Origin of the sequence: Vibrio sp. VPAP30 (genome assembly GCF_001188205.1) — a bacterium.
GTDB classification, from domain to species: Bacteria; Pseudomonadota; Gammaproteobacteria; order Enterobacterales; family Vibrionaceae; genus Vibrio; species Vibrio bivalvicida.
Genome location: NZ_LBLS01000034.1, coordinates 61244 through 73425 on the forward strand (window position 1 = coordinate 61244; position 12182 = coordinate 73425).

Below are 12182 nucleotides of genomic sequence, written 5' to 3' on the forward strand. Positions count from 1 at the left end.
CAAAATCAAATCACAAGGTGAAACTAACCTGAACTCCAATTTCAGACCAATCATCCATAAATCACGACAAATTCGGTCAATAATTTTAGACAGTTAACTTTAATCAGCCCTAGTAAAACCTCGCTACCGAAAGATAACTAGCATAAAAAAATCCCTCACAAAGCAATAATACTGTGTGAGGGATTTTTAAACAGTTGAGAAATTTACTTTAGAAAAAGTTACTTCTTCTCGACCTTATCACTGTACATTTCTTCAATTTCATCCTGATATTTATCGTTAATCACTTTACGACGCAATTTTTGTGTCGGTGTTAACTCACCAGCATCCATCGAGAAAGCCTTGGGCAATAATTTGAATTTTTTCACCTGCTCAAACCTCGCAAGCTCCTGTTGGAGATCATTAACGCGCTTTTCAAGCATTTCAACGATTTGGTGATGCTTAATCAATTCAACACGATCATGATATTTGATGTTGAGTTCCTTGGCGTACTCTTCTAACGAATCATAGCAAGGTACGATCAATGCAGAGACAAACTTGCGTGTATCCGCAATCACAGCGATCTGTTCGATAAAGTGATCTTTACCTATCGCCCCTTCAATCATCTGCGGCGCAATATATTTGCCCCCCGACGTTTTCATCAACTCTTTAATACGATCGGTGATAAACAGGTTGCCACTTTCATCAATATGGCCTGCATCGCCTGTTTTTAAGAAACCGTGCTCATCGAATGTTTTCGCCGTCTCTTCTGGCATTTTGTAGTAACCGCGCATAACCATAGGACCGCGGACTAAGATCTCGTTGTTCTCACCAATCTTGACCTGAGCGCCAGGCATCGACATACCAATAGAGTCAGGGTCAAAACACTTGTCATCCCAGCAGGAAACCGTTGCTGTTGTTTCTGTCATACCGTAGCCAAGCTTGACGTTGATACCAATAGCATGGAAAAAACGGCCGATGGTTTCGTCTAACTTAGCGCCACCACACGGCATAAAGTTGATTTTCCCACCCAATAACGCACGCAATTTCGACAAGACTAACTTATCAGCTAAGGCATAAGATTTTTTTAGCGCGATTGAAGGCTGACGACCTTCTTGATGACAAACGGCCATCTTCGCTCCCATATTCACAGCCCAAGTAAACAAGACTTTACGAATGAACGGTGCTTTGGCGACTTTTTCGTGAATAGCTGAGAAGATCTTTTCGTAAAAACGGGGGACCGCCGACATCACCGTTGGACGTACTTCACTGAGAGCATCGCGCACCTGCATGGTATCTTGCAGGTAACAGTTTGTGGCACCTTTATACAAAACGTAGAAAGTCCAGGCGCGTTCGAAGACATGAGAAAGTGGCAAGAAGCAGAGAGAGACATCACTTTGCGATAAGCTTAAACGCTGATCATGACCTTCAAGTTGCGCACCAATATTGGCGTAATCCAGCATGACACCTTTTGGCTGGCCAGTGGTGCCAGAGGTGTAAATAAGAGTCAGAAGATCATTCAAGTTTGCCTGCGCCAAACGAGTTTCAAGCTCTTGTTGGTGCGTATTGTCTACATTCGCTATAAAGCGCAGCCAACTGATGGCAGATTCATGTTCACCCAAGTCAATATCATCAGACATGGCGACAATCAGCTCTAGTTGGTCACACTGCTCGATGACAGAAGTCGCTGCATCAAACTGGGCTTGCTCACCAACAAACAGTACTCGCACGTCGGCATTTTGCAAAATGTAAGCAGATTGAGCTGCTGTATTGGTTGGATAAATAGGGACTGTTACCGCACGTATTTGAAGGGCGGCAAAATCAGCGATTGTCCACTGAGGCATATTGTTAGAAAAGATACCGATCTTATCGTGAACACGGATGCCTTGAGCCAATAAAGCAAGTGACAAAGCATCAAGTTGCTGGCCAAATTGCTTCCAACTAATACCATTCCAAACATTGCCTACTTTATGCTTAAGTGCAATACCGTCATTGCCTTTTGCAATCTGGTCTCGAATACGTTTTACAATATGAAAATCTAGGTCGGCCATCTCTATTACCTTTAGCTTACACCTGTAAGCTTTATTCAGCGCACAAGTGTACATTTCGCTTTAGAAAAGGCAACTGATGACCGTCAAAGTTATCAATATAAATCGTAAAAAACCTTGAATGGCGTGAACCATTCAAGGTTTTTGAGACTAGCGAAATTTGACGTTTAGTTAATAGCGACAACCTCACCACAAATCATCATCAATTGGTCACGTAACCAGATGTGACCTTTATCTTTTTCACTTGATTCGTGCCAGCTTAAGAAACCGCTGATTTTGCCATTTTCGAATGGGAAGTCGATGATTTGTAACTGCTCTTTGTTCGCAGCATTCTCAACCATCCAACGTGGCGCAATCGTCACTAGCTCAGATTGACCAACAACGTAAAGTACATTGCTTAGGCTTGTGCCTTCATAGTAGGCCTGTACATCTAGATCACGATACGCTTGCTCAGAGAAGCTACGCTGACCATGAACTTTTGACAGTTTTGCATGACGCTCGCGAAGTAACTGATCGGCAGTCACTGCTCCCTGAAGACGTGGGTGAGATTTTGACGTAACAACCACTAGCTCATCTTGGAAGATTTCAGTGCTTGAGAAACCTTGCTCATCGAAACGTGCATAATCGATCACAAAATCAATCTCTTGATAACGCATACGCTCTGCTAGTTGGCGATCAAATTCAGCGTCTAGGTGAAGCTGAACATTAGGCGCTAGCTCATGGATAGTAGACATGATTTTTGGCGCAAAACGCATATCGCAAGGGCTACAAATTGCTAGCTTAAATAGACGTGTTGAAGTCTCAGGCGAGAATACAGAACTAGGTAACTCGTTACGAATTAATTGAAGCGCTTGACGAACAGGACCAAATAGCTGGCGAGCACGCTGGGTTGGTTGAATACCACGACCTTGACGCATAAACAACTCATCATTAAACATCACTTTCAGACGAGCAACGGCGTTACTTACCGCTGGCTGTGACATGCCTAAGTTATGTGCGGCACGAGTAATATTCTGCTCTTGCATTACGGCGTCAAACACGGTTAACAGGTTTAAATCTACTCCACGTAAAGTACTCTCCATGCGGTAGCTAGCGATAGCACTCATAGACTCTTTCTTATCGATCATCGGGTAAGCCTCTTTAAATTCATCAGCGTAAATGGTCATTAAATTGAAATTTGAGTTTGGAATAGAAAACCCAGTTCTCGCCTCATCCGTTATATTTATTTGTTAGATGTTTGTCGGCGAACCATTACTATCAGCGAATCATTCAGCGATTAGCAATAAGATTGACAATTAATCAGTATTTTTTACCTATAATCCAAATTAGTCATTAAATTACAAAAAGTTAAATAGATTATAAAAAGTTATAAAACACACTACCTTAGAGATAAATATAGAAATTTGATATTAAATATCGCTGTTAACACTCAGTGTCAGACATGAGACACATCTATGATTTAAGTGTGCGAAACAAAAACAGCATCAATAACCCATACAACTCCTTCGCGTAAGATGAAGCCTTGTTATAGATTGGTGACATAACTTGGAAAATCTACTTTATCCCACAAGCTTTCACTCAACGTCGATTTATCCTCCCAATCACCTTGCTTAATCCATGTGACAATTGCCTGTGCAACATCTGGGTATTTGACGCTTTCAGCGCTTGATTCATCAAGCCAACGGCGTACCACAGCGGCATCTAAGAACTCCATACTGCTCGCCAGTCCTAAATCTTCCAGCGTTGCAACATTGCTCATTTGTTCAAATTGCCCCTTCAATGGCTTTAATAGTAGTTTCTTACCAAGAGTGAGCGCCTCTGAGGGCAACTCAAAACCGCCATTCGCAATCACTCCCTTACAGCGAACAAGATGACGTTGAAATGAGTTGACACTCAATGGAATAAACTCAATATTATCGACTGTTTTGGGTTCAATAATCTCTGGGTGATAGCAAACAAAGCGCTGAGTAGTAAACCGAAGTAACAACTCCGTAATATCGGTCATACTTTCAAATGGTAGGTAAACCAGAACGAATGCTTCTTGCTCAACTGTTGCTTTATGAGTGTGAATAATCGGTGGTAAGATAGGCTGATCAAAGTGATACCAGTGTAAAGCTATAAGATGATCCGCTGGAGCAAAATACTCTATGACCTGCTTGTCCAACCAACTCGCCCCTTTATGGGGGACAGAGTAGCGAAAAGCATTCTGGTGACTAATGCTAATTGATGGAATACCCTGCCTTTTCGCCGCCCAAGCAGATACGGGCTCAAAGTCATTAAGCACTAGATCATAGTGAGATAAATCAAGCTCACGGACATCGCGCCAAAACTGCCATAAACTATTAGACATACAGGTTTTGAAATAATTGATTTGGCCTTTATCTGTAGCAAATGATAGACCTCGACGAATTTGAAAATCTCCGAACGGCTCCATTGAAAAGTATTTGCTCTTATCACGCCCACTAAACAGATAGTCAACATCCATTCCAGCTTCAGATAAGCGCGTTGACATTGCTCTTGCACGAGTTATATGACCGTTTCCTGTTCCTTGTACACCATATAAAATTTTCATTTACTAACTCCCAACAATGGTAAGTGCAATCTGCGCGATACCAATGCCTAGCAAGGCTCCAAGCAACACATCGGTTAAAAAGTGAACCCCAAGAAAAATGCGTGAGCTTGCAATCAAAGATGCCCAAACTAAAGCAAACACCGCCAACTCAACAAAGTAGTGACCCGTAATTGAAGCCATTAGATATGCCGCAGCAGTATGGCCAGAAGGCAGACTGTAACGGTCTGAAGGTGTGATAAATGATGTAACCAAGTCAGAAAACTCTTGCGGTCGGCGTCGTTTAAACAGATTTTTGGCTAACCAATAGATTGGAAGCTCTAAAGTAAAAGCCAACACACCCGCCATTAAAAAAAGCTGACCATCTTTACCTGCAAACAAATAAGCAAGCACTCCAAACATTAAGTACAGGTGCCCATCTCCGGTATGTGAGATGGCTTTACTAATACGCGAGATAGGTTGATTGAATCTGTGCTGTAGACAGAAAATAGAAAACGCCAGATCAAACTTAGCTATAGGTTCGATAGAACGCATTACCGACTCCTTTTTTGACGGTGTTACGCTTAGGCTAGTTGGGCAGGGTGACAGCTTGGTGAAAGTTTCGCGGTATTTCGGTGACAAGACATAGACATAGACATAGACATAGACACGCGCCAACATGCAACCCATTCGCCTTTTCAATAAAAACACCGCGCAAAAACGACGATTTTGCGCGTTTTTCCGTTGAACTGATCTGACTTGAATAAAAATACAACTTTAGGGTTGACGTTGCCTCTTGAGTGCGGTACTAATTTGTTAACTTAAATTTGTGGTTTATTTAACGCCCCATAGGAACCGTTAACAATGATGAATCGTTTTTCTATCCTGCTGAGCCTCCTCCTTATCGTGACATATTCGCGCGGGTAGGCTGTGGAAGAAAAATAACCACACAGAATTACACAAGACCCGCACTAAGATGCGGGTTTTTTTATACCTAGCTTTTTGTAGCTAAGTAATGGAAGTAAACGATTAACTGATGTGAATGGCATCAAGTCATTAAGGAAGCAAACATGAACGATCAAGTCATTATTTTCGACACCACGTTACGTGATGGCGAACAGGCGTTGTCAGCAAGCTTGACGGTTAAAGAAAAACTGCAAATTGCCTATGCGCTTGAAAGGCTCGGCGTTGATGTCATTGAAGCCGGATTTCCTGTTTCTTCACCGGGTGATTTTGAGTCGGTACAGACAATTGCACGCAACATCAAAAACAGCCGAGTTTGTGGTCTTTCGCGTGCCGTTGCAAAAGACATAGATGCTGCTGCTGAAGCACTTAAGGTTGCAGAGCAATTTCGAATCCATACCTTTATTTCCACTTCCACCGTCCACGTTCAGGACAAACTTCGTCGTAGCTACGATGATGTAGTTGAGATGGGCGTCAAAGCAGTGAAACATGCTCGTCAATATACCGATGATGTTGAGTTTTCGTGTGAAGATGCAGGTCGTACGCCAATTGACAACTTGTGCCGCATGGTTGAAGCCGCTATCAATGCTGGAGCAAGCACCATCAATATTCCTGATACCGTAGGCTACACAGTCCCAAATGAGTTTGGTGGTATCATCCAAACTCTATTCAATCGTGTACCCAATATTGATAAGGCGATCATCTCCGTTCACTGTCATGACGACTTAGGCATGTCTGTCGCTAACTCAATTGCCGCAGTACAGGCAGGGGCGCGTCAGATTGAAGGCACCATCAACGGCATCGGAGAACGTGCTGGTAACTGTTCTTTAGAAGAGATCGCTATGATCATCAAGACTCGCCAAGAGTTATTGGGTGTTCATACTGGTCTTAAGCACGATGAAATCCACCGCACGAGTAAACTGGTGAGCCAGCTTTGTAATATGCCGATTCAAGACAACAAAGCGATCGTTGGTGCTAACGCTTTTAGCCACTCTTCAGGCATTCACCAAGATGGCATGTTAAAGAATAAAAACACTTACGAAATCATGACTCCTGAGTCGATTGGCCTTAAGAACCAAGCGCTAAATCTAACCAGTCGCAGCGGCCGTGCAGCGGTGAAGAGCCACATGGACACCATGGGTTACAAAGAAGAAGAGTACAACCTAGACGCTCTATACGAAGATTTCTTGAAACTGGCAGACCGTAAAGGCCAGGTATTTGATTACGACCTAGAAGCTCTAATGCACTTCTCTAACTTGCGTGAAGAAGATGACTTCTACAAATTGAACTATCTAAGCGTACAGTCTGGTAGCGTAATGGCGACAACCAGCATCAAGCTTCAATGTGGTGATGAAGAGCAATCTGAAGCAGCAGTAGGTAATGGCCCTGTCGATGCGTTATACCAGTGTATCTATCGTGTAACGGGTTATGATATTGTTCTAGACAAGTTCGATTTAACCGCCAAAGGTGAAGGTGAAGATGGACTAGGCCAAGCGGATATTATTGCCAACTACAAAGGTCGCAAATATCACGGTACCGGTGTTTCAACCGATATCGTAGAAGCTTCGGGTCAAGCATTACTACACGTTATCAACAGCATCCATCGTGCTGACAAGATCGCTGAGATCAAACAGAAAAAAATCGAAACAGTATAAGTAAGACTCCAGGGATGCGAGTCGTTCCTGGAAGAGATAAAAATTAAAGGAATAACATGACAGACAAATCATACAACATTGCCGTTTTACCAGGTGACGGCATTGGCCCAGAAGTGATGGCTCAAGCGCACAAAGTTCTAGATGCGATTGAAAAAAAACACAGTATTCATTTTGCTCGTGATGAGCACGATGTTGGCGGTATTGCAATCGATAACCATGGCTGCCCACTTCCAGACAGCACAGTAAAAGCATGTGAAGATTCAGATGCCGTTTTATTTGGTTCGGTTGGCGGTCCTAAGTGGGAGCACCTACCACCAAATGATCAACCTGAACGTGGTGCTCTTCTACCACTTCGTAAACACTTCCAATTGTTCTGTAACCTACGTCCAGCACAGATCCATAAAGGCCTAGAAGGATTCTCTCCACTACGTGCTGATATTTCTGGCAACGGCTTTGATATCGTTGTTGTACGTGAGCTGACTGGTGGTATCTACTTCGGTCAGCCTAAAGGGCGTGAAGGCGAAGGTCCAAACGAGAAAGCATTCGATACTGAGGTTTACCATCGTTTTGAGATCGAGCGTATCGCAAAGATTGCCTTCGAATCTGCTCGTCTACGTGACAAAAAAGTGTGCTCTATCGATAAAGCTAACGTACTACAAAGTTCAATTCTTTGGCGTGAAGTGGTTGAAGAAATTGCGAAAGACTATCCAGATGTTGAGCTTTCGCACATGTACATTGATAACGCAACAATGCAGCTCATCAAAGATCCTTCTCAGTTCGACGTTATGCTTTGTTCTAACATTTTCGGCGACATCATCTCAGATGAATGCGCGATGATCACAGGCTCTATGGGCATGCTTCCTTCAGCGTCACTAAACGAAAGTAAGTTTGGTCTATACGAACCTGCTGGCGGCAGTGCTCCTGACATCGCAGGTAAGAACATCGCCAACCCTGTGGCACAAATTCTATCAGCAGCATTAATGCTACGTTACAGCCTAGGTGAAGAAGCTGCAGCGCAAGACATTGAAGCCGCAGTTTCTAAGGCTCTATCAGCAGGCGAGTTAACAGGTGACCTTTCTGGTGATAAACCGGCACTATCGACTTCAGAGATGGGCGATAAGATCTCAGAGTACATCTTAAATTCTTAATTTAAGCAGACAGATAATAATTATTCGCTCCTGATAAGCCGTTATCGGGAGCTATACACAGGATAGTGATAATGGGCAAAACATTATACGAAAAAGTCTACGACGCACACGTTGCCGTAGCCGCTGAGGGTGAAAACCCAATTCTTTATATCGACCGTCACTTGGTTCATGAAGTAACGTCGCCTCAGGCGTTCGATGGTTTACGTGAAAAAGGTCGTAAAGTTCGTCAGGTAGGCAAGACATTCGCCACCATGGACCACAACGTTTCGACACAAACTAAGGATATCAACGCTTCTGGTGAGATGGCGCGTATCCAGATGGAAACGCTATCAAAAAACTGTGAAGAATTTGGCGTCACGCTGTATGACATCAACCACAAATACCAAGGTATCGTGCACGTAATGGGGCCTGAACTAGGTATTACCCTACCGGGTATGACGATTGTTTGTGGTGACTCACACACAGCAACGCACGGTGCGTTCGGCTCTCTAGCATTTGGTATCGGTACTTCAGAGGTTGAGCACGTTCTAGCAACCCAAACGCTAAAGCAAGCTCGCGCTAAAACGATGAAAATCGAAGTGAAAGGCAAAGTAGCGCCAGGTATCACAGCAAAAGATATCGTCCTAGCCATCATCGGTGAAACCACTGCTGCAGGTGGTACAGGCTACGTTGTAGAGTTCTGCGGTGAAGCGATTACTGATCTTACGATGGAAGGTCGTATGACGGTATGTAACATGGCTATCGAACTGGGCGCGAAAGCGGGTCTAATTGCACCAGATGAAACCACATTCGAATACATTAAAGGCCGCAAGTTCGCCCCGCAAGGTGTAGATCTAGAAGCAGCAATTGAATACTGGTCATCTCTAAAGACTGATGATGACGCGGAGTTTGATGCTGTGGTAACGCTAAACGCTGCAGACATCAAACCTCAGGTAACTTGGGGAACTAACCCGGGTCAGGTTATCGCAGTTGATGAAGCTATCCCTGCACCTGAAAGCTTTACTGACCCTGTAGAAAAAGCTTCTGCTGAAAAAGCATTGGCTTACATGGGTCTAGAAGCTGGCAAAGCACTGTCTGACTACAAAGTAGATAAAGTATTCGTTGGCTCTTGTACTAACTCTCGCATCGAAGATATGCGTGCAGCAGCTGCTGTGGCTAAAGGTCGCAAAGTGGCTGATAACGTGCAAGCGCTTATCGTTCCTGGCTCTGAGCAAGTAAAAGCACAAGCAGAGAAAGAAGGCTTAGATGTAATCTTTAAAGATGCTGGTTTTGAATGGCGTCTACCCGGCTGCTCCATGTGTCTAGCAATGAATAATGACCGCCTAGGCCCACATGAGCGTTGTGCCTCTACCTCGAACCGAAACTTTGAGGGTCGCCAAGGCCGTGATGGCCGCACCCACTTAGTGAGTCCGGCAATGGCGGCGGCGGCGGCAATCGCTGGTCACTTTGTTGATATTCGTGAGTTGGATTTTTTTGGTAAACAGGACTAGGAGAGAGAACAGATGTCAGGTTTTAAACAACATACAGGATTAGTTGTTCCTCTAGATGCAGCGAACGTAGATACTGATGCCATCATTCCTAAACAGTTTTTACAAAAAGTATCTCGTCTGGGTTTTGGCAAGCACCTATTTCACGATTGGCGCTTCCTTGATGACGCAGGTGAGCAACCAAACCCAGAATTTATAATGAACGCCCCGCGCTATCAAGGCGCCTCAGTTCTGTTAGCTCGTGAAAACTTTGGTTGTGGTTCATCTCGTGAACACGCACCATGGGCACTCGCAGATTACGGTATCAGAGCGATGATCGCACCGAGTTTTGCCGATATTTTCTATGGTAACTCGATCAACAACCAAATGGTTCCAGTTCGCCTTACAGAGCAAGAAGTGGATGAGATTTTCCAGTTCGTAGAAGCAACTGAAGGTGCGGAAGTCGAGGTAGACCTAGAAGCAAACTTAGTACGCGCAAACGGTAAAGAGTACTCATTTGAAATTGATGAGTTTCGTCGTCACTGCCTACTAAATGGTTTAGACAACATCGGTTTAACTCTTCAGCACGAAGACAAAATTTCCACCTATGAAGCGAGTATTCCCAACTTCCTCAAATAATCGAAGTTAGAATTTTGCTAAACAAAAGGTTAGCCTCGGCTAACCTTTTTTGCTTTGTGGCGAAACAAACCTGTTAGTAATTAGGTCTAGTAATTAAAGCGCTTCCGTTAAAGGACTTAACCTGATGACACGCATTGTTACTTTATTACTGACTCTTATCTCTTTACACGCATTCGCAGCGCCAAAGTCTGAGCTTTGGCCTTTTTGGCAGCAGTCGAATCAAAGTAATACTGCTACTATTTCTCACCAAGATTGGCAGTCTTTCCTCAATAACTATTTAGTTCAAGATGGTGACTACACGTTGGTAAAATACGGTTCTGTCTCATCTCAAGACAAGCAAAAGTTAAATCAATATATCGCGACACTCGCTGCTATTGATCCTAGAGAGTATTCAGCGAGCGAACAGTACGCCTATTGGGTCAATCTGTACAATGCGATCACTGTCAACCTAATCCTTGATGACTACCCGGTTAAGTCTATAACTAAGCTAGGTGGACTATTTAGTTTTGGTCCATGGGGTGATGAAGTGGTTACAGTCGCCGGTAAGAAGCTCACTCTTAACGATATTGAGCACCGCATCCTTCGCCCTATTTGGAATGACCCTCGCACACACTATGCGGTGAACTGTGCCAGCTTGGGCTGTCCAAACCTACAAACTCAAGCTTTTAGTGCTGATAATACCGAGCAACTTCTAGAGCAAGCAGCTAAAGAGTTTATTAATAGTGATAAAGGGGTATTACTACTAGCAGGCAAAACGCAGCTGTCCTCCATATACGACTGGTTTGCTGAAGACTTCGGTAATAAACAAGAATTGGTTCAACACTTAGCTAAATATCGCCCTGAATTAGCAAATCTAAATGGTAAGTTTAGTTATGAGTACGATTGGAATTTGAATGATAGGGAATAGTGGAAAGAGGATTAGGGAGGCCGTTCTCGCATCTATAGCGAAGTGTTCCCGAAGGACGAAGTCCGTTCCCCATAAACGACAAAAAACAGTCCGAAGACTGGTTTTTTAAATAAGTTGCGGGTCGGCTGGGGTTGCGGGCAACCGAGACTCGTTGGTCGTAGACCAGAATAATCCCGCAGATACAAAAAGACCCCAGCATTGCTGCTGAGGTCTGGAATAGTGGCGGAGCGGACGGGACTCGAACCCGCGACCCCCGGCGTGACAGGCCGGTATTCTAACCAACTGAACTACCGCTCCGCACTGGTTAGACTTTAAGTCTAAATAAGAACCTGGCAATGTCCTACTCTCACATGGGGAAGCCCCACACTACCATCGGCGCTAATTCGTTTCACTTCTGAGTTCGGCATGGAATCAGGTGGGTCCAAATCGCTATGGTTGCCAAGTAAAATTCTTTACGTTTTGCTTTACGCTCTATACTAAAGCATAAAACAAACAGTAAATGGTGCTGATACCCAGACTCGAACTGGGGACCTCATCCTTACCAAGGATGCGCTCTACCACCTGAGCTATATCAGCATCAAGATGTCCTCGAGGACTAAAAAAGCCCGCTTATGCAAACGGGCTCTCTTAACTTTTGTCTTCACCTTCTAAAAAGGCAAAAACCAAATTTAAAGCCTGGCGATGTCCTACTCTCACATGGGGAAACCCCACACTACCATCGGCGCTAATTCGTTTCACTTCTGAGTTCGGCATGGAATCAGGTGGGTCCAAATCGCTATGGTCGCCAAGCAAATTCTTAATTCGGAAAGCTGTTTTAAGTTCTTAACACATT

General features: G+C 44.0%; 9 protein-coding genes, 2 tRNA genes and 2 rRNA genes. 5 read left to right on the forward strand and 8 right to left on the reverse strand.

The genetic code is table 11. The annotated features are described in order from the left end of the window. Positions 1–218: 218 nt before the first annotated feature. From ZX61_RS14785 to ZX61_RS14800, 4 genes are all read right to left on the reverse strand, one after another. Positions 219–2027, reverse strand: coding sequence for an AMP-dependent synthetase/ligase (locus ZX61_RS14785; protein WP_049845393.1), 1809 nt, complete (start codon positions 2025–2027; stop codon positions 219–221). A gap of 164 nt (positions 2028–2191) precedes the next feature. Next, positions 2192–3151, reverse strand: a complete 960-nt coding sequence (leuO, locus tag ZX61_RS14790; protein WP_049845394.1) for a transcriptional regulator LeuO — start codon at positions 3149–3151, stop codon at positions 2192–2194. 398 nt (positions 3152–3549) lie between these two features. Then, positions 3550–4596 (reverse strand): MJ1255/VC2487 family glycosyltransferase, encoded by a 1047-nt coding sequence (locus ZX61_RS14795; protein WP_049845395.1) that lies wholly within the window; start codon positions 4594–4596, stop codon positions 3550–3552. A gap of 3 nt (positions 4597–4599) precedes the next feature. After that, complete coding sequence (locus tag ZX61_RS14800; protein WP_049845396.1) at positions 4600–5127, reverse strand: phosphatase PAP2 family protein; 528 nt, start codon at positions 5125–5127, stop codon at positions 4600–4602. 515 nt (positions 5128–5642) lie between these two features. Between ZX61_RS14800 and leuA the strand changes: the two genes are divergently transcribed. The 5 genes from leuA (at position 5643) to ZX61_RS14825 (ending at position 11350) form a co-directional block, all read left to right on the forward strand. Further along, positions 5643–7190, forward strand: a complete 1548-nt coding sequence (gene leuA / locus ZX61_RS14805; protein ID WP_049845397.1) for a 2-isopropylmalate synthase — start codon at positions 5643–5645, stop codon at positions 7188–7190. A 56-nt stretch (positions 7191–7246) separates the two neighbouring features. Then, a complete protein-coding gene (leuB, locus tag ZX61_RS14810) occupies positions 7247–8338 on the forward strand; it encodes a 3-isopropylmalate dehydrogenase (RefSeq protein ID WP_049845398.1) in 1092 nt (363 codons plus the stop codon). Positions 8339–8409: 71 nt separating this feature from the next. Further along, positions 8410–9828, forward strand: coding sequence for a 3-isopropylmalate dehydratase large subunit (gene leuC, locus ZX61_RS14815; RefSeq protein ID WP_049845399.1), 1419 nt, complete (start codon positions 8410–8412; stop codon positions 9826–9828). Positions 9829–9840: 12 nt separating this feature from the next. Continuing rightward, positions 9841–10443: a 3-isopropylmalate dehydratase small subunit gene (gene leuD / locus ZX61_RS14820; protein ID WP_049845400.1), complete on the forward strand. Its 603-nt coding sequence runs from the start codon at positions 9841–9843 to the stop codon at positions 10441–10443. Between the two features lie 124 nt (positions 10444–10567). Further along, positions 10568–11350 carry a DUF547 domain-containing protein gene (locus ZX61_RS14825; protein ID WP_049845401.1) on the forward strand — a complete coding sequence of 261 codons (783 nt, stop codon included), beginning with the start codon at positions 10568–10570 and terminating at the stop codon, positions 11348–11350. Between the two features lie 220 nt (positions 11351–11570). On the opposite strand, the gene ZX61_RS14830 is transcribed toward ZX61_RS14825, so the two are convergent. From ZX61_RS14830 to rrf (ZX61_RS14845), 4 genes are all read right to left on the reverse strand, one after another. Further along, a tRNA-Asp gene (locus ZX61_RS14830) sits at positions 11571–11647 on the reverse strand. A 30-nt stretch (positions 11648–11677) separates the two neighbouring features. Then, positions 11678–11793: ribosomal RNA gene (gene rrf, locus ZX61_RS14835) — 5S ribosomal RNA — on the reverse strand. 57 nt (positions 11794–11850) lie between these two features. Then, positions 11851–11926 (reverse strand) — tRNA-Thr (locus ZX61_RS14840). A 97-nt stretch (positions 11927–12023) separates the two neighbouring features. After that, positions 12024–12139: ribosomal RNA gene (rrf, locus tag ZX61_RS14845) — 5S ribosomal RNA — on the reverse strand. Positions 12140–12182: the final 43 nt, after the last annotated feature.